Genomic DNA, 18,879 nt, shown 5'->3' on the forward strand with positions numbered 1-18,879 from the left:
ATAGAAGAACTTAAAGCTATGGCTTTCTTGCCATGTACGCAACCGGTATCATAACTTCGTAATGAAGCTTATCGTTCAATTGATACCGCTCCATATGAGGACCAGCCGGGTCAAAGCCGAAGGATTGAAGAACCAGCATATGGCTGAAGCATGCGTAAGGGTCATTAGCTAAACAATCCAGCGATACAAACAAGGCTGGCTCCACTGCTTCTTCAAAGGCACCAGCCTTGTACAGATCATCCGGGATGGCATATCTGCCGCGAAGCCGATAACCGATGCTTCCCGCCATCTCGTTCCCATCCATCTGAATATGCCTGACGAACGCTTCCCGGGTATGCAGCAGACTCCAGCTGCTTAAAAGTGCTGCCCCTTCATCAATCGCTTGTGCAAAAGGATTCAGCTTGCGCTCGACTCTTCTGCGGAACCAAACCATCTGGACAGGCGAATCCCATTTTACCAGCCGAATTTGTTCATCCTGGCCTTTAATGCCATACATAAATTGCTTCGCTGCTTGCAGCGTCTTAAGACGAGAGTCAATGTCATGCCGCCATTTTTCAAGCCATTCATCCTGGCCGGACCGATCTGCCGACATATAAGCCCGAAGCTCGGTAAGACTTATACCTGCTTGACGCAGGGAGTGAAGCTTGATGGCCCGCGGAATTTGACTTTCGGCATACAGACGGTAACCGTTATCAGCCCGGATATCCGGTGAGAGCAGGCCTTCCTTCTCGTAATAACGAAGTGTACTGGCAGGGAGTCCAGTCCGGTCGGAGAACGCCTGAATCGTCATCTTGCCCTGCATCCAAATCTCCTCTTGCCGCCTAATAATAGGTCCACACGTTCAAGCGATTGCCATCCGGGTCATAGAAGTGGAATCCCTGCCACCTTTCACCTACAATATCCGAAACCTCAATCCCCTCATTCTTAAGCCATTCACTCGCCTGGATAAAGTCTTCTTGACTCTCTATGTGAAAATATAATCTTGCGCCCGGGTTTGCTTTAGGTTGTCCGGGCACCGGGTCGACCTTCTGCAGCCAGGCCATGTCCCATCCTTCCTTGTCATCTCGCAACAGGGCAAACCCTCTGTCAGCGTAATCAGCATCAGAACGGGCTAGTCCAAGGTAACGTCCGTACCACCCGACAGCGTGATCCAATCTGCTCACACCCACCCATAAAGGCTTCGAAGCAAATTGAATCACTCGCGCGTCAGGAAACTGACCCTCCAGGCTCCGGTCCTCGTTCAACGTTAGCCTGATTCCGCCGAAGGCTGTTATGTCCGCAGACCAGCTGCCGTCTGGCATCTCAAGCGGTTCTGAACATTCCACATCATGCTCCCTGAAATACGCCAAGGCCTTCCCGAGGTTCCCCGTCTGAAAACAAAACCTGCAGTTTCCTTCCTCGTATCCATCTCGCGTAAAGTGGCTGATACCGCTTTCGAAAGCCTTGAGATTGGCCTGTCCCACGCCTGGAAGCTCAAAGAAGGCTTTCCTGCCGACGGGTGTGTCTGCGGTGCCTTTCAATCGCCATCCCATCTTCTCCCCGTACCATTCAACGGCTTCATCGAATTGTTCCCATGGCACCATAATAAATCCGCCGTCAAATTTGAAATAAGGCTTGTTCATAACGTTGTTTTCCTCCAGTTCTGCTTTTATTTGTATGGATAAATCATACACCTTAAAGCTGCTTGAAGGTCAACTTCTTTTTTGCTTGCGTTTGCGGATATACAAGAAAACAGAGATAGCTAAACTTAGAGCAATTAATCCATATACTATAGTGGAATAGATGTCCAGGTACCTTGTAATGGTGTCCCAGGAAGAACCAACGGCCGCACCCAAATAAACAAGTGCTGCATTCCAGATCAAGGAACCTAGCGTCGTCAGCAGAAGAAAAGAAAACAGATTCATCGATGCGCTGCCTGCAGGTAGAGAGATCAGGCTTCGTACCAGCGGCACCAGGCGGCAGAAGAACACGGCGGAGCCCCCGTGCCGGTTGAACCAGGTCTCGGCTTTGCGGATATTCTCAGGCTTAACACGAAGAATTCTATGATGCTTCTTCACGATCTCTTCCAGTCTGCTTACTGTAAGCATTTTACCGACTCCGTATACGCAAAGAGCCCCGACAACTGAACCGGCGGTAGATGACGCGATAACCCCGAGTATATGAAGCTCTGAAGTTGTGGTCATAAACCCGCCGAAGGTTAATATAATTTCCGAGGGAATCGGCGGAAATATGTTCTCGAGTGCAATAAGCAGCAGAATTCCGAAATACCCGTATGAGTCCATAAAATCTGTAATCCAGTTCTCCATTCCTAACTCCACTCCTTTAAGTGATCGGGAACAGCACAGAATGACCCGATTACATAGCGGGTAATCGGGTCGGCTCTATCATGATGCGAATATAATATTTTGAAGCAATTCTTATTGGCCCGATTTCTGCGGGTTTCTGCTGTTGTTCCTGTAGCCCGAGACCAACTTGATTTGAATCGACTTCATTATTCGTATAAGATTCCGGGTGAACAGCTGTATACTGCCGAGCAAAAATAATAGAACACCCGTTTCCTTATTGACCGGATAGAAGAAGCAGATGGAACCTGCGATATACCATATGGACACCATCGTGTCATTCAAAATCGGAACAAGCACACGGCGGTCTTGAATGATTAACCGGCACTTCGAGAACTGGATCACCTTATAGCTTTTGCGGCCATCATTTTTCCTGTAGATGACGTTTCCTTTTGGAGTACGGATAATCGTTCACCTCTTTTCGCCCTATCTCGATAAAGCAAGCGACGACAAGACTATTTCTCTTGCCGCCTCTTGTACTTATACCACAGTGAATGCATGGGCAAACCCAGCTGAATTGGTTCACGAAGCTGAAATTTACTTGTAATATATGCCAAACGGATGCTCGCTTCTCAGCGGCATCCGTTTGGGGTTGCAGGTTATGACATTCACTAACTTCAATAGTCCGTATGCTCTAAGATTTTATAAGCTGTAGAATGGCCTCATCCAGACTAAGGCTGGTTAATGATTCCACTCTAATACCCCTTAGCTCGTCAAACGGCAGCTCAGCCGTGCTCGGGTTAGGTACAGCAATGCACCTGATTCCTGCTCTTGTCGCAGCACGCGCACCGTTCGGCGAATCTTCTATAGCTATCGCTTCTTCGTTCGTCACGCCGAGCGCTTGCAATGCTTGTATGTACAGCTCGGGATCTGGCTTGACCTTCTGCACATCATCCCTTGTTCGAAGCACCTCAAAATAATCAAGCAATCCATGCTGCCGCAGAAAACCGGCCACCCACTTGCGCTCCGAGCTGGAAGCCAAACCGATCTTCAGGCCAAGCCGCTTCGCATCATCGAGATATTGCCGGACTCCTTCCCGAATGCTTTGCTGCCTCATAATGGCTTCATGCTTCTGGTATTGTGACCGCCTAAGCTCTGAACGGTCGAGCTTCCTGCCCAGCATCTGCTCAAGCGGCGCGTAGAGATCCGTTCCCTGGGTACCTACTGCAGTCCCCCAAATTTCACGAGTGAATTCGGCACCGTGCTCCTGATATATTTCGCAAAAAACATCGTACCATGGCGTCTCCGTATCCAGTATAGTTCCGTCAAAATCAAAAATTACGGCTTTAATCATGAACAATATCATCCCCCATTTCTTAAACCATACCAGTCAACAACTTGATTCGTAGTTACATTATCACATCTTGACGATGCAAAGTCGAACGGGAGCAAAGAATCATGGATAGGAATCATTGATGGCTGATAAAAGCAAAGATCGTACATAAGCGTATGCGGCTCATGTACGATCTGATCATTTACTGGTAATTATGCTGTTCTTCGATCCGACCTTCATCATTATGAATAATGGCCATCGTCCCGGCATCCTCGGCTAATCGCTTTGCTTCCTTAATTGCATCCGACCGCGAGCCTGAAGTGAACTTCGGCTCTTCTTCACCTTCCGCTTTTACAGCCCATCCTTCTTCATCATGAGGTACGACATGGAATCTTGCGTCCTCTGTCCCGGCGCGTTCCTTGAAATATTGTTCCCGTTCGTCGCGATGCTGGTCACTCATGATAATTTCTCCTTCAAGGGTATAGTTGGGTGCGGCTGTGTATTTGTTACCCTCTTTAGCAGCAGAAGAAACGATGATGTCCGTTCCGGGGGATCACCACATATCTGTGAGTGCGCAGCAAAAAGCCTGCAATCATCTGTTAGATTGCAGGCTTTAAGCCAGCTATTTCATCAGCTTGATTCATTGCCAGTGTCTCCTCGCTTCGTTAGGTGATCCTCAAGTCTTGTTAATTGCGGTTGCCGCCCCGGCTTCTTTCGCCGCCCTTACGGCCAGCTTCTTCCAGGCTCATCTTGCCATCTTCACCGTCTTGCTCAGCACGGGCACGGCCGCCTTTGGAACCGATCTCCTGGTAGAACTCCTTGTCATGGGAGTCGGAAGTAGCTTCGCCGCCCTTCTTGCCGATCTCCTGATAGAACTCTTTACCATGAGATTCGGAAGTAGCTTCGCCGCCTTTCTTGCCGATCTCTTGATAGAACTCTTTGCCATGAGATTCGGAAGTAGCTTCGCCGCCTTTGCGTCCTGCTTCATTCACCGTCATGTTGTTTTTGTTTTTGTCAGCCATTGTTAATTCCTCCTTTTGTGTGATGTTGTTTTGCTGCTACGTCATTTTATTAACCGTTGCCGGACAATTGAAACAAATATAACCGCATTATCTCATCTTCAAGGTATACATTCTCAATGATTTCTTCTGATTATGGTGTTGTTTTCCACTTTACCCTTTTACAGTTATTGGGCATTGAATGTAACACAGGAGGGCCTTCGTCTCCCCTCATTTACTTAGGATGAATGCATGCCTTGTTCGCAATAATGCTATATTGTGAAATAAAAAAGGGAGAAAAGGCTGCTAGCGCCCTTTCTCCCGCTTTCCTGCCGCTATCATGTTCCGCAATAGGTCCGGTAAGGACGCTCCGACGGCTCAGGCGGCGAGCAGTATTCAATTTGTGACTCTTGATGTGCATAAGGATGCCTCAGCGCTTCCAGCAGCCGTTCCATCACGCTGTAGTCGCCATTCTTCGCTGCCGCTTCAATCGCCTCTTCTACCCGATGATTACGGGGAATCACCGCCGGATTGGCAGACCGCATCAATTCATGAGACGCATCCCACGAACCAGGCTGCGCTTCGACTCTGGCTTTCCAACGCTCATACCACTTGCCAAACTGCTCTGCTTCGGACAAACCAGTGTCCTCCACTCTGTCAAAGGTGAGCGCTCTGAACGTGTTCGTATAATCTGAACGGTGTTCGCGCATCATGCCTAGAAGGTCCTTGATGAGCGTCTCATCCTCCTCTTCTTCATCTCGGATACCCAGCTTAGACCTCATTCCGTCGAGCCAGTATCCATGGTACAGGCCTGGAAAATCAGAGATGGCTTCTTCCGCAAGTTTAACGGCATGATCCTCATCATGATGGAGCAGCGGCAGCAGAGACTCTGCAAATCTCGACAAATTCCAAGCCGCAATAGGCGGCTGATTGCCGTAAGCATACCGTCCTTGTGAGTCAATCGAACTAAACACGGTTGCCGGGTCAAAGGAATTCATGAACGCGCAGGGGCCATAGTCAATTGTTTCACCGCTAATACTCATGTTATCGGTATTCATTACACCATGAATAAAACCAACCAGCTGCCACTGGGCGATCAGTCCGGCTTGACGCTTAATCACCGCCCGCAGCAAATTCAGATAACGGTCATCATCTGCTTCGATCTCCGGGTAATGTCTTTGAAGCGTATAGTCAGCTATAGCTCTCAAGTCCTGACTTGTGCCCATGTTAGCAGCATACTGGAAAGTGCCTACCCGGATATGACTGGCGGCTATGCGGGTAAGAATGGCGCCAGGCAGCTCTTGCTCACGGAATACCGGCTCCCCTGTTGTGACAACAGCCAAGCTGCGAGTGGTTGGTATTCCCAGCCCGTGCATCGCCTCGCTAATGATATACTCGCGCAGCATCGGTCCAAGCGCCGCCCGTCCGTCACCCCTGCGTGAATATGGCGTCCTTCCCGGACCTTTCAGCTGAATATCGACCCGCTTGCCCTCCGGCGTAATCTGCTCACCAAGCAGAACCGCCCTTCCGTCGCCAAGCATGGTGAAATGTCCAAATTGGTGTCCGGCATAAGCCTGTGCGAGAGGTTCTGCGCCATCAGGCACCTCGTTGCCGGCTAAGACAGCCAATCCTTCGCGGCTCTTCAAATATTCCGGATCAAGCCCGAGCGAAACCGCAAAAGCATCATTAAGGACCGCCATTTCCGGTGAACGTACCGGTATAGGGTCTTGTCTGGTATAAAATGATTGCGGAAGCCGTACATAGCTGTTATCGAAATTCCAGCCTTTTTTTAACGTTGCTTTATTCTCTGACATCCTACCACCGCCTTCTTCATGATCTACATATTCTACTAGTGAAAGACGTTAATTAGATTTTCCCGGTATTGTGCGGTTCTAGTGTTTACTTCTTCCAATGTATTATACCCCTTACCCGGGTAATCGGCGCAAGCCAGCCGCATAGCTATACCGCCCCCTGAAGACGTTGAAGCAAATCAACAACTGCAGACAGCATCCCGTGGCTGATGACATTATTGATGGGAATGTAATCTTTCTGCAGATTATGACGAAGCAGCCAAATTCATCTCCATTATCGATCAGTGTGAATAGAGTACGCTAATACTAATAAGCAGCACCACCGGCAGGGTGAACCGGTCCGCAGCGCTGCTTGTGATCAATACAAGCCTAGTGAACTTAATGCACCCTTCCCTATAATGAGGAGCAGATGCGGCAAAAAAGTCCATTAATCCTGATTAATTACGGAGGGAGCCTTTACAAGTATGAAACCTGACCATACGCAAGTTTACCCGAATGACCGCTCTTCTTTTTTATTCCTCTTGAATACCTCTTGGCATGAATGGTCCCTGCGGCTGTTTATGGCAGTAACTCTCCTGCACTGGGCAGAGCATCTGACACAAGCATACCAAATCTGGGTAATGGGTTGGTCCCGGCCTGAAGCACTAGGCTTGATTGGATACTATTATCCTTGGCTGGTTCACTCGGAATGGCTGCACTATGGGTATGCCCTTGTCATGCTGCTCTTCTTCTTCCTGCTGTATAGGGGGTTTACAGGAAGATCGCTTGTCTGGTGGCGGATAGCTCTCGCGATCCAGTTCTGGCATCATATTGAACATGCTCTCCTTCTTGCGCAGACGCTGACCGGTCATCACTTAGCAGGTTCCGGGGCACCAACGAGCCTTATCCAACTGATCGTTCCCCGAGTTGAGCTTCACTTATTCTACAATACGATTGTCTTTGTACCCATGATCGTGGCCATGCTGCTTCACATGCTGCCTACAGAGAATGAGAAGTCCAGCATGAATTGCAGCTGTTCTATTCGTTAACAAGCTTTTTAAGGAGCGGGAGCGATAATATGTATACACTTTTCAGTATAATCGGGGTTTGCAATTGGCTGCATGCATCACACGGAGCCGCACATCATACAGCAGGCGGTTCACTGGCATTTGCCGTCCTGTTAATCTTCATTGTGGCGCTCAGCGGCACAGTGTTACTGCTTTCATTTAAGACAAAGCCGGATAGACGGGACAAGAAACAACCTTTAAAATAGACGTGCCTTACTTCGCATTCCGGGGTTATCCAGAACAACAACCTGTGTGGAGGCTGATTTGGCTGCTGATTTAGTATGGTGCACCAAATCGATGATATTCTGGTAGGTCTGCTTGACACCCATAAGAATCAAAGGGACTCCGATCGTATTCATCTTCAAGCCGCGGGACAGGAAGCCGCCGATTGTCATGGGGAGCGGAACTGTCGGTGATGTATTGGACAAGATGATCTTATCCTCCAGCTTGTGTTCATCTATCAGCATAGCCAGCATGTTAACCATTCCGGGCACCAATAGCTTGGAAGGTCCCCTGGCGATTGTATATACCCGGTTCCCCTCATCATCCGTCCCATGGTAATACAGCTTGCCCCGGTCACGGGATACAAGCTTATTGAAATTAGGCAGGTTAAGAACCTCGCTGTCCGTAGGGACCCTTTCCTCTGTCAATTTCTTGAGATGATAAGAAGCAGCCAGAACGGTGGTATGCGTCCCGCCATAATCATTATAAATATAGATCATGTCATTACCTCCCTAAGAACCAAAGCTCTCCTATCATCCCCTATCATTAGCCAGATTATTCTAGGCAAACATCCTATACGAGCCGCTCCCAAGGCTGCATACTCCACGCTTTGCTTCTTAACTGCTCTTAGCGTTCCTTCATAAGACGCCGCCTCCACTGTTTGATAGGCCAAGGTTTAGCAGCGCCATGAACGATTCGTTCATCATCTGAAGCTCCTCCTGCTGCATCGGATAACTGCCAAGCAGAAGGGCTTGTGTGTAGAGCGACTTGATCGTCAACTCCTGAACCTGCCGCTCCTTACACTCTGCCAGCTTACGCACGATCGGATTGTTAAAGTTGAAGCAAAGCCGGGCGTAAGGCAGCTCGCATAACTCGTTCACCATAACGTCTGCAGCCTCACCTAACAATTCATTAAGCTCATCACTCCCTGACTCAGCCATACGGATAAATTCGACATCTTCATTGGTCATATAGAGGGCCGGAACATCGGCCGGTTCAAACCACCGGGCTGCCGATTTGCATTGATAAGGACGAAGCAGTGCATCCGCCATTTCTAACACTGGGCTTATCAGCTCCGTGTCCTCCCTGTCCAGCTCCTGAAACCGTTTGAAGAACTGCAGCGCATCCACTATCGTAACCTCCAGCTCAGGATAGACATCCGGAAGTCTGATTACAAGTTGAAAATCATGCACATATCCGCCGTTTACCACAAGCAGATCCTGTGCCTTGGCCACTCTTGACAGCTGGCGGAACTCATCCAGCGTCGATGTCAACAGAATGTGCTTGCACTCATTTACCAATTCTCCGGCCTCCATGGAACCCAGTGATGTCTCGAACGGAAGGAAAGGAATGAACAGCTCATAGGAGTCCTCATCCTCCTCTGCCAGCGCTTTAAGAGAAGAATAATGGACGCGAATAATTTGCTGCAGAAGTTCGGGATTATGTTTTGCCAGCTGGCGCAAATGCTGCTTGATTGCTTCACCTACCTCATTCTGGATGGCGTAGTAAGCAGCATCCTTATACAGAGCTTCCCTTGAAGCATTGGGCCGTAAGCCGTTAATGTTGATAACCGAGGTTACGAAGAAGGCCCAGCTTGGCAGAATGCTGTCCATCTTGTCGGAAAGCAGCATATGCTTCAAATAAATCTTATTCCTTCTTTCGGCCTGCAGACTGACGGGATAAGGCAAAATATAGGCTACTCCTTCTACTTCGCCGATTGCTGAGCGCAGCTCAATGACATCCAGACAGTCCTGATACAGCTCGTCTTTCGCAAAAGCGAGTGCTTCTTCCCGGGTCATGGACCAGGGGGCCTTGTCATGATTGACTTTACATTCATAGCCATCCTCAATCAAACAGATTGCCGTGGGAAGATAGGCCGCGTAATGCTCCAGCAGCTCGCAGACGCGGTACCATTCGCCATACTCTTCGTAATCCTGCTTCAGCGTCAGATATACGGTTGTTCCGATTGACACCTGCCGGTCAAGCTTGCGGATCGTATAAGTTCCGTCAGGTCTGCCCCGCCATTCAATTGAATCCCCTTCCAATGCGGAACGGGTAATAAGCACGATCTCTTCGCTTACAACAAAGCAGGAAAGCAGCCCCACGCCGAACTGGCCGATATAATCGTCTTCACCCGGATTTTCGCGCTTGGACGTATGGCCGATTTGAGCCAGAAATTGAGTAATCTCTCGCTCGGTGAGTCCGATACCGTTATCATGGACAGAGAGCGTGCGGGAAGACCGAAACAGCTCCACGGTAATTTTGCCTGCCAGATTGTGCCCCAACCTCTTGCGAGCCGTTACAGCATCTGCGCCATTCTGCAGAAGCTCCCGCATGAAGACCCCTGGATTGCTGTGAAGATGGTTGGAGAACAGATCAATCATACCCTGCAGATTAACTTGGAAATTATATTCGCTCATTCGGCCGCCGCTCACTTCCTGCTTGTAGTCTTCTATACCTTTAAGAACTATTTCGGTATCGTAACGCAGGATGATGAGGTTTGGCCGTTTACTTGTTCATGGTAAATGAAAAGGCGAGGGAAAAGCTCCCTCACCTGTCAGCGTGACTGCAACACCATTATTCGCCGAATATCTTCAATGACTGCGGGACAACTAGTGAATGGTCGATTTCTCCTTCGCAAAATACTCCTCCAGTAAATCGGCTCCCCGGCGGCTTCCCCCTGCTTGATGCAGAGCAGCCTGCATAGCTTTCACTCTTTCCTTGACAGTAAGATCGCTGTTTACAGCGAATGCTGCTTCCTTTATTTGACCGGCGCTCAACGAACGGATATCCAGCTTCATTCCCAGGTTCAATTCCTCCACGCGGGCAGCAACCATCGGCTGGTCAGAGGTTAGCGGAACAGTAATTAAAGGCACCCCGTGCCAGAGAGATTCCATAACGGAATTCATGCCACCGTGGGAAATAAACAGGTCAGCATGCTTCAGTACTTCCAGCTGAGGAACGAAAGGATAAATCAGGAAGTTGGATGGCCTGTTTGCAGGCATGGTCTTCGCTACCATAACCACTTTCCAATCCGAATCTGCGAAGGCCTCAATACACATATCGTAAAAACCGGGATCTTGAAGGATGCTGCCAAGTGAAATATAGATGGTTGGCTGATCCTTAATCTGGTCAATAGGAAAGTCCATGTCATTCGTTCTGTCTATGATCGTAGGGCCGATAAACTCACACTTATCTTTTAGATCAGCGGCATCTGGTTGGAATTCCCGTGGAATAGGAGCGAGGATGAGCTCTTCCTTCAGCGTAAACATATCCCTGATTATCTTTGAAACTTCTCCGTCAAACATCGCTGAGAGATTATTGAATACAGGCAAATCGGACGTAACAACAATTCCCGAGAAAAACATTGCGCGGGGCATATGGAGACGCTCTATTATCGTCCGGCCCCACATACACATAGGATCGCATACCGCGCCGTCTGCCTCTTCAGCCTTTACTTGATCAAGAAGCCGGTAAGACTCTTCTACATGAATATTGAGATTGCGGAAGAAAGCCTCGGGTGTCACCTGTTCAGGGTTAAGACCCTCTCCATTCTCAGATAGAGAGCGAAAACCAAAGTCTTCTCCGATTACTCTTACTTCCGCGCCAGCGCCGCGGACCCTGCTGCTGAATTCTTCGGTTGTATAATAGATAATTTCAATGCCTCTGCGCACTAACTCGTTAGCTACCGATAAAGTGGGATTGATGTGACCATGAGCCGGAAGCATGAAAAACAGCAGCTTCTTCATTCATCGATCTCCTCTCCGATAATGGCTTTGGAAACTTCTTACAGGGCGACAAAGTCCACTATACATAATTTTCCAAATAAATGTCAATATTGGATTGCCCTTCTTACAGATTCTTAACATAACCGCAAACGATAAGGCCAACTAAAAATAAGGCGATCATCTGATCGCCTGCTTAAGTGCGTCAATATATGCCGTTCCCAGCCTGGTAAGCGGGATATTGCGATGAGATATCCAGCCAACATGGATGCTCTCCTCACAATCCAGCGGGACAGGAATGATTTCGTTCCCATTAAGGTCGGCGCTTAATACACCGGTGGAGATGGTATAGCCGTTCAAGCCAATCAGCAGGTTAAACAAGGTTGCCCGGTCATTGACGCGGATACTCTTGGGGTGGTTCAAGGTGCTAAGAATCTCTTCCGAGAAATGAAAGGAATTGTATTCGCCCTGATCAAAGGATAGGTATGGGTAATGTTTCAGCTCATCAATAGTGACGGCTGACTGCTTCGCCAATGGATTGCGGATGCTGATAAAGATATGCGGCTTGGCCGTAAACAGACTATTGAACTGCAGATTAGCATCCTTAAGCAGCTTATTAATGACCTTGCCATTAAACTCATTCAAATACAGGATGCCGATCTCGCTGCGCAGGTTTCGAACATCTTCAATTATCTCGTACGTCTTCGTCTCCCGGAGGGCAAACTCATACTCATCATGACCGTGTTCCTCAACAAGCTGTACGAAGGCATTCACGGCGAAGGCGTAATGCTGTGTAGATACTGAAAAATGCTGCGCCGACGGCTTCGCCTGCAGGTAGCGCGTTTCCAGCAGCTCAGCCTGCTCGATCACCTGTCTTGCATAACCGAGAAATTCTATTCCGTCCTTTGACAAGGTAATGCCTTTATTGGATCGTTCAAATATCGTGATGCGCATTTCAAGCTCCAGATCTCTTATTGCGTTAGAGAGGCTCGGCTGCGAGATAAACAGCCGCTTGGCTGCCTCGTTAATGGAGCCCTGCTTCGCTACCTCAATCACGTATTTCAGTTGTTGAAGCGTCATAAATTCATCTAATCCCCTTCTATTACTCTTCTATCCTGCTAGTATACATGACTCGCATGGTCGAAAAAAACATACCGTAGCCTCCCCAAGCTCATAAGTCGCCGCCCCAATGAGTACGCCGGTACCAAATGCCATGATAAAGCCGATCAAACGCTTGGGCATATTCAGATATAAAGCCAGAATAGCGCCCATCCGTACGGCCGATCCTGATATGGCTCCCCACATTGCCGCTATCCACATAATTAGTTCCCTCCTGTAAATCTAAGGATATCCATTCCTTACCACAGTTACGAGGTTCGCACCAATAGAGAACGTTTAATAGAAAAATAAGACAGTCATAATTTCTGCAATTAACCAGGAGGGAGCTATGAGCACTGATTACCAACGGGATACACTCCTGCAGCTTGTTAAGAAGGGCAACAAGTCGTCGGCTATAGCTGCCGCAGGCAACACCCTCATAGCAGCGGTAAAGGGGGCGGCAGCTACATTCAGCGGCAGTGGAGCTATGTTCGCATCGGCTATGCACTCATTGGCGGATGCAATCAACCAGGGATTTGTTTTTATCGGCAGTATGCTTTCGGAGAAAAAACCTACACACCGGTTTCCTACCGGATTTGGCCGAGTCATTAACATCTTCTGCATGATCGCTGTTATTGTCGTGACCGTCATGGCGTACGAGACCATACTAGAAGGCTGGCATCTGATACAGCATCCAGTAGAGAGCAGCGGCATATGGCTCAATATAGCTGTTTTGGTGCTAAATCTTCTGGTTGACGGAGCTATTCTGGTGAAGGCGATGAAGGAAATCGTGAAGGAAGCACGTGTCAAAGCGCATGGCCTTGGTATTGTTAAAGCCGCCTTGAACAATGTCGGCCGTTCGGCTCCTCCCACTCGCCTTGTCTTCTATGAAGACTCTGTAGCGGTAACTGGTGCTCTGCTTGCGATGATCGCTGTCGTGGTCACTTCCTTGACATCCTTCAATGCTCTTGATGGAGTCGTTACCATACTAATCGGTTTTCTTATGATCGGAGTCGCTTTTCGAGTGGGCTTTGACAATATGGTCGGCTTGATCGGTGTTGCGGCACCCAAAGAAGTGGAGGAGAAGGTAGCGAAGCTTATTCTGGATGAGAAATTTGTCACTGACATTAATCAAATGCGAATTGTTCAAGAGGGACGCTATTACCACGTGGAAGGGTTAATAGAACTGGAAGCAGGTTTGTCGCTTGCTGATGCGGATGATATTAAGTTCAAGGTTAGGGACAAGCTCCTTCTGGACTCAGACATAGCCGATGTCAATCTAGGCATAATTGAAGATGATGGTGTGATAAATTGGGTGCCGGTTGACAAGAGATCCCCTCCCTCCTGAATGACCTATTCCGCAAAAAAAGCCGAGTGTTAGCTGCACTCGGCTGTCTGATACATCATATTGCTTGTTTCTTCACTACCCATTCTAGTTCAGTTCGTATTCAATCTTGACTCCTGTATTGAACTCCACTTCTAGCTCTAGCTTTTTCAGCTGCGAGGCTTCCATACCCAATGCCTTCAGCAGGCTGGAGACGATTTCCTCTTCATTCATCTGCTCGGTCAGATCCGCCTGATCCAAGATTTGTTGGATTTTACGGGCTGCATCCTTATCATTCAGCTTGCTGGATTTGTCCTCCTGCGTGATCTTGAACTCTGCCTTCGGGCTGTCTTCATCCCATTCATACTTGATACTTATCTTGCTGTTGTCCAGGCCTTCGGCTTGAAGCTTGAGCTCACTAACTGCGGGCCCTTCCTCTTGTTGCGCGCTCTCAGCTTCAGAAGCTCCCGCTTCATGCTTTACCTCCAGCTTGTAACCATTGGCGAATCTGATCTCGGCCTCTAATTCTTCAATCTCAGCTGCTTCCAGTTCGAAGGTGCGAATAACAGCTTCAATGACCTGTTGGGGGGTCATTTCGGGTGTCAGGTTCAGCCGGGAAAGAATGGTTTCCGCTTCAGCGGCAGCTGCTGCGCCTTTCAGCTTCTTATCTGTCTTGCCGTGCTTTTGTTTAATCTCCGCTTCGTTTTTGCCCTTATGGTTTTTGAACTTAAGCTCGACTTTCCTGCCATCCGTGTACTCGATCTCAAGCTTCAATGCTCCGATTCCCGCTGTGCTCGTGCTAACTTGGCTTTTCTGAAGCAGAACAGCGTCTACAACCCGGTTGTCCTTAACCATGACACTGACAGCGTCATCGACGAGCAGTTGACTGGCAGGGATGAAAGCTTGTCCTTGCTGAACGAGCAGTTCAGATGAGACGGTGAGGCTGCGGCTGTCCCCATTGAAGGTCCGGAGGGTAAGCTGCCCGTCCTGGTTGCCATATACGGAATCCGCAACTGACGTACCGGAACTCGCGAATGATACAGCCGTTAACACGCCGTTTAGCCGAACTGAGCCATCCTGCTCCAGCATGCTGTCATTCGTCCGATCCAGCAGAGCAGACATTTCCGCGCGTGTAATCTTATTGTTCGGTTTGAAGGTGCCATCCGGATACCCGCTGACAATTCCTTGCTCAGCCGCAACGTTGATGTATCCGACCGAACCAGCCGGAATCTCATCACGGTCCTTGTAATCCAAAGGAGTTGTCATCTTAGCCAGAGCCTCAGCTTTAAGATCCAGAGCCTTTACCAGCAAGCTTGCCACCCATACGCGGCTCGCCGGCTTGTCAGGTTTAAGCTGAACCTCCGTTTCACCTATCAGGTCATTTTCTAAGGCGACAAGAATGTAGCCCTTTGCCCAGCTGAATTTCTGATCAATTAGCTTTGCATCTTTAAACTGCAGCTTAGCGCCAGCCGGCTTGGCAATAGCTTGCTCCTCCAGCCCCATCAGCCGGACAGCCGTTACGAGCGCTTCTACCCGGCTAACAGGCGCGTTAGGCCGGAACGTCCCGTCTTCATACCCCTGGAATACATCCTTGGACTTCATCTTGCCAATGGAGGCGGCTGCCCACTGCGCATCACCCAAATCATCAAACTCCATTGTCACCTGGATTCGTCCGTCCTCGGTTCGCTTCGAATCTTCCTTCTTCTTGGCAAACCCAGTGGTCTGCCAGCTAAGCAGCAGCATAAAAGCCAGCATAAAAGCAGTAACCTTGCGTAAAGACATCATGTAACTTCCCCCTCAGATATTTGGTCTCACTAGATACTTCGTCATATATCGACATTTTCTGAGGGGGTAGGAAATTATTTCATCTGCCTGCGTTTAAATCCAATATATATGACCAGCAGAATGACCATAAGGCCGGCTATTGGGAACGAATATTCTTTCAATAAAGACGTTACCTGACTCCAATTTTCGCCAAGCTTCATTCCGAGATAAATGTAAGCACATGTAATAGGCAGCTAATGGAAGCAGCTGCGAGACATGCAATTATTGCGGAGCCCGGTTCATTTTGTCTCTCTCATCTCCGCGGGAAATGAAAATCCGCCCATTCTGGTCCGCCTGGGCTATTAGTATTTCATCGGGGTCAATCTCCCCGCCGTATTGCTCTCGAATCATATCAATCGTTATATCAGGCTTAATCGGGGATTTTACCGGCTCATCAACAGGATAGCCGTCCAAATAAAGCAGCCGCGGCACCCCTCTTTCCGCTGCGACCAAACTCATATCCTGCACGGTAACTGGCAGCAGATTCCCCTTCTTTTGAACCGTTATCGTCCCGTCCTTTTCCAGAAAGGCATATGAGACCTCATCCAGGTAAAACACATTTTTCTTTCTCAGCTGCATGAGTAAATCATCCACGGTGACTCTGGACCTCTCCAATGCCTTCCGGTCAATCACCCCGTTGATAATAATCAAATCCTCCTTTCCGTTAAACCACTTCCTCAACTTCCGGCTTTTTAATGTCAGCCAGTCCGTTCCGATAGCAAGCAATGAGAAAGCCGCTAGTGCCACAATGCCTTTCATTAATGAAATCTGACCTGTCAGGATAATCGAACCACCAAGCGATCCGAACGTCACGCCAGCTATAAAATCAAAGAACGTCATCTGGGATATGATTTTTTTGCCAACCATTCGTGAGAACAGCATAAGAAACAGATACGTAACAATGACTCTGATAAGCAATTGCGGCCATTCCAAAATATAACCCCCTCTGATTTTACGATTACCCTATCCAGTGTTTCCCATAAGGATGATTATAAACTTGCGGCGCTGCCCAGCCTCTCCTGATTCCGCTTCACTCAATCGCCATTCCCCCAAGCAGTAGGGCAGCTGATATCCATCTATAAAACGATAAGAATAAGACTTTTATCGACATTAATCGACCCTTGCTATATACTGAATCTATATATCTATTGTAAGCGCTAACACGTTTGTGGGAGGGATAAGATGACAGCATTAACACGCAAGCTGGGATTTGAGACGTTGACGGGAAAATTCTTATGGATCATTGGTGCTGTCCTGCTTGTTTTGTTCACCTCTCTGTACGGCTGGAGCCATAACCAAGTCAGTAAACAGATTACTGGCCAGTTTATGGATGAAGGCAGGTCTTATGCGGTTGCTCTCGCAAGAACGCTTGAGAGCGTAACGGAACAGGACATGCGGAACGGAATCTCTCTGTCGGCAGGCAATTCAATAAGCGGTCCGCAATTAAGAGACTTGTTATTCAATGATTCACTCACCCCTCTCCCTGAGAATCAGGCCATTACAGAGCTTAGGAAGCAGGATGCTGAATATGCGGCTGCCAGGCAGCTGTTATTTGATGGCACCGAAATTCCGCTGTGGCAGTATGAGCAGAAATATACCAGTGCTTATGAGGGATATACGGACGAACGCTGGCAGGGCATCATTGATAGCATGGCTGTAAGTGACGCTGTAGTTTTTGCGCTGCCAATTGCATTTTCAGAGAATAAGGAGTCAGCCGGTTATATCGCTACCCATAATACGGAATACAGCCCTATTGATGAGTCTTCAGCAGATAAGTGGGGCACCACAGGAATACTGAGCCAAAAATACCGCGCAAACCGGGTCTTTAACGATACGATTGGTTACCGTGCTGCCGCTTATACAAACAAGGATACCCCCCTTATTCAGACCTACCCTCGGATAATAGAGGGTAAAGTGGTTACAATGTGGGATATCTCCTATCCTCTTTATTTTGCAGATAAGCACTGGGGAGCCGTTCGGATTGCAATGTCAAAGGAAAGAGCGGACCTGATGATAGCATCTCAGCGGGAGCAATTGCTGGTGCAGTACAGCCTCATGTTTATCTCCATCATGCTGATGCTGCTTACGCTAACCCAATTACTGGTTAAACGGCGGATTAGAAAGCTGTCGGCAACAACGCAGCAGATTTTTCAAGAGGGAAAAGTTGATCTGACCAAGCGTTTCACTTTGAATGGAAGGGATGAAATTAGTCGGTTGTCCACCGAATTCAACACATTGGTTCAGCACCTAAGCGTATTGGTTCATTCGATTCGTATAACTTCCGAAGAAGTGAATGCTTCCTCCCGTATCCTTCTGCAAAGCATCTCTAACACGAAGGATACTGCCTTACAATTCCATACCACGATGCAATCTGTTAATCAGGGTGCAGACAAGCAAGTGGTTGGTGCGCGTGAAGGAGCGTCTGCGATGAATGAAATGGCTGGAAATGTCCGACATATCGCCCATTCCTCCAGTGATATAGCCGCCTCTTCCCAGGAGACATTACATCAATTTGAGGAAGGGAGTCAAAATGCTGAGCATGCGAGCGAGCAGATTCAGAATCTTCTCTCCTCCACTCTGTCCGCAAGAGAAACAATTCTAAGATTAAATCAGCTTTCAGGGGAGATTGGCTCCTTCGCTTCATTCATTCATGGTGTAGCAAGCAAGACTAATATCTTATCGCTGAATGCATCCATTGAGGCAAGCAGGGCTGGCGAGCAAGGCAAAGGCTTTCAAGTCATCGCCGGCGAAATCCGTAATCTGGCGGAACAGACGCAGCAATCCTCCGATAAGATTATGGATATGATTATAGATATTCAGAGGCTTACCTCCTCTGCGGCTTCAGCCATGGAAGAGAATGCTCAAGGGGCAAAGAATAGCGTCAATGCTGTACAGCAGGTTACGCAATCACTTAAGAGAATTCTAGAAGCAACACAACTGGTAGATGCTAACGTACAGCATGTTTCTGCCACTTCGCAGGAGCTCACCGCGAGCGTTGAACAGGTGAAGTCAACTATTACAGATATCGCTTCAATCTCAGATGCTTCAGCTAGCGATATCTCCGCAGCAGCGGCTTCCTACCTGGAACAGCTTAACGAGATTGAACGTATGTCTGAGGCCTCGGACAACTTGAGCAGACTGGCGAGCCAGCTAGAATCGAGTGTTCTGCTCTTTCACACGACGGAAGAAAGTGACTAGTACAGCATTAACAGGATA

The 18,879-nt window shown here is 48.5% G+C and carries 17 protein-coding genes and 1 pseudogene; 3 read left to right on the forward strand and 15 right to left on the reverse strand.

Annotation, left to right across the window (positions count from 1 at the left end; genetic code table 11):
* Positions 1-16 precede the first annotated feature (16 nt).
* The 8 genes from L1N82_RS18085 to L1N82_RS18120 form a co-directional block, all read right to left on the reverse strand.
* A complete protein-coding gene (locus L1N82_RS18085; RefSeq protein WP_235288866.1) occupies positions 17-802 on the reverse strand; it encodes a helix-turn-helix domain-containing protein in 786 nt (261 codons plus the stop codon).
* Positions 803-821: 19 nt separating this feature from the next.
* A complete protein-coding gene (locus L1N82_RS18090; protein WP_235288867.1) occupies positions 822-1,622 on the reverse strand; it encodes a VOC family protein in 801 nt (266 codons plus the stop codon).
* Between the two features lie 69 nt (positions 1,623-1,691).
* The gene (locus L1N82_RS18095) at positions 1,692-2,306 is read right to left on the reverse strand and encodes a DedA family protein (protein ID WP_235288868.1); all 615 of its coding nucleotides are present in this window, start codon (positions 2,304-2,306) and stop codon (positions 1,692-1,694) included.
* A 111-nt stretch (positions 2,307-2,417) separates the two neighbouring features.
* Positions 2,418-2,687 carry a YrhK family protein gene (locus tag L1N82_RS18100; RefSeq protein ID WP_235288869.1) on the reverse strand — a complete coding sequence of 90 codons (270 nt, stop codon included), beginning with the start codon at positions 2,685-2,687 and terminating at the stop codon, positions 2,418-2,420.
* Between the two features lie 289 nt (positions 2,688-2,976).
* On the reverse strand, positions 2,977-3,636 hold the full coding sequence (locus L1N82_RS18105) for an HAD family hydrolase (RefSeq protein ID WP_235288870.1): 660 nt from the start codon (positions 3,634-3,636) through the stop codon (positions 2,977-2,979).
* A gap of 181 nt (positions 3,637-3,817) precedes the next feature.
* Positions 3,818-4,075, reverse strand: coding sequence for a DUF2188 domain-containing protein (locus L1N82_RS18110; protein WP_235288871.1), 258 nt, complete (start codon positions 4,073-4,075; stop codon positions 3,818-3,820).
* A 226-nt stretch (positions 4,076-4,301) separates the two neighbouring features.
* Positions 4,302-4,637: a general stress protein gene (locus tag L1N82_RS18115; RefSeq protein ID WP_235288872.1), complete on the reverse strand. Its 336-nt coding sequence runs from the start codon at positions 4,635-4,637 to the stop codon at positions 4,302-4,304.
* 314 nt (positions 4,638-4,951) lie between these two features.
* Entirely contained in the window at positions 4,952-6,427 is a 1,476-nt protein-coding gene (locus tag L1N82_RS18120; protein WP_235288873.1) for a protein adenylyltransferase SelO, read from the reverse strand.
* A 461-nt stretch (positions 6,428-6,888) separates the two neighbouring features.
* Here L1N82_RS18120 and L1N82_RS18125 point away from each other — a divergent pair, with 461 nt between their 5' ends.
* Positions 6,889-7,452 (forward strand): hypothetical protein, encoded by a 564-nt coding sequence (locus L1N82_RS18125; RefSeq protein ID WP_235288874.1) that lies wholly within the window; start codon positions 6,889-6,891, stop codon positions 7,450-7,452.
* 215 nt (positions 7,453-7,667) lie between these two features.
* Here the strand turns inward: L1N82_RS18125 and L1N82_RS18130 are convergent, their stop codons facing one another.
* From L1N82_RS18130 to L1N82_RS18150, 5 genes and pseudogenes are all read right to left on the reverse strand, one after another.
* The gene (locus L1N82_RS18130; protein WP_235288875.1) at positions 7,668-8,192 is read right to left on the reverse strand and encodes a DUF3189 family protein; all 525 of its coding nucleotides are present in this window, start codon (positions 8,190-8,192) and stop codon (positions 7,668-7,670) included.
* Between the two features lie 138 nt (positions 8,193-8,330).
* Positions 8,331-10,112, reverse strand: a complete 1,782-nt coding sequence (locus L1N82_RS18135; protein WP_235288876.1) for an HSP90 family protein — start codon at positions 10,110-10,112, stop codon at positions 8,331-8,333.
* Positions 10,113-10,304: 192 nt separating this feature from the next.
* A complete protein-coding gene (locus L1N82_RS18140) occupies positions 10,305-11,441 on the reverse strand; it encodes a nucleotide disphospho-sugar-binding domain-containing protein (protein WP_235288877.1) in 1,137 nt (378 codons plus the stop codon).
* Positions 11,442-11,597: 156 nt separating this feature from the next.
* Positions 11,598-12,497, reverse strand: coding sequence for a LysR family transcriptional regulator (locus tag L1N82_RS18145; protein WP_235288878.1), 900 nt, complete (start codon positions 12,495-12,497; stop codon positions 11,598-11,600).
* Between the two features lie 87 nt (positions 12,498-12,584).
* A pseudogene (locus L1N82_RS18150) lies at positions 12,585-12,737 on the reverse strand (ZIP family metal transporter); the annotation flags it as partial.
* Between the two features lie 127 nt (positions 12,738-12,864).
* Here L1N82_RS18150 and L1N82_RS18155 point away from each other — a divergent pair.
* The gene (locus tag L1N82_RS18155) at positions 12,865-13,863 is read left to right on the forward strand and encodes a cation diffusion facilitator family transporter (protein ID WP_235288879.1); all 999 of its coding nucleotides are present in this window, start codon (positions 12,865-12,867) and stop codon (positions 13,861-13,863) included.
* Between the two features lie 84 nt (positions 13,864-13,947).
* Here L1N82_RS18155 and L1N82_RS18160 read toward each other — a convergent pair whose 3' ends face one another.
* Together L1N82_RS18160 and L1N82_RS18165 are read right to left on the reverse strand one after the other, a co-directional pair.
* Complete coding sequence (locus L1N82_RS18160; protein ID WP_235288880.1) at positions 13,948-15,624, reverse strand: YusW family protein; 1,677 nt, start codon at positions 15,622-15,624, stop codon at positions 13,948-13,950.
* A gap of 261 nt (positions 15,625-15,885) precedes the next feature.
* The gene (locus L1N82_RS18165) at positions 15,886-16,596 is read right to left on the reverse strand and encodes a DUF421 domain-containing protein (RefSeq protein ID WP_235288881.1); all 711 of its coding nucleotides are present in this window, start codon (positions 16,594-16,596) and stop codon (positions 15,886-15,888) included.
* 249 nt (positions 16,597-16,845) lie between these two features.
* Here L1N82_RS18165 and L1N82_RS18170 point away from each other — a divergent pair, with 249 nt between their 5' ends.
* Positions 16,846-18,861, forward strand: coding sequence for a methyl-accepting chemotaxis protein (locus L1N82_RS18170; protein WP_235288882.1), 2,016 nt, complete (start codon positions 16,846-16,848; stop codon positions 18,859-18,861).
* The last annotated feature ends 18 nt before the right edge of the window (positions 18,862-18,879 follow it).

Source organism: Paenibacillus tarimensis, assembly GCF_021532315.1.
GTDB lineage: Bacteria > Bacillota > Bacilli > Paenibacillales > Paenibacillaceae > Paenibacillus_I > Paenibacillus_I tarimensis.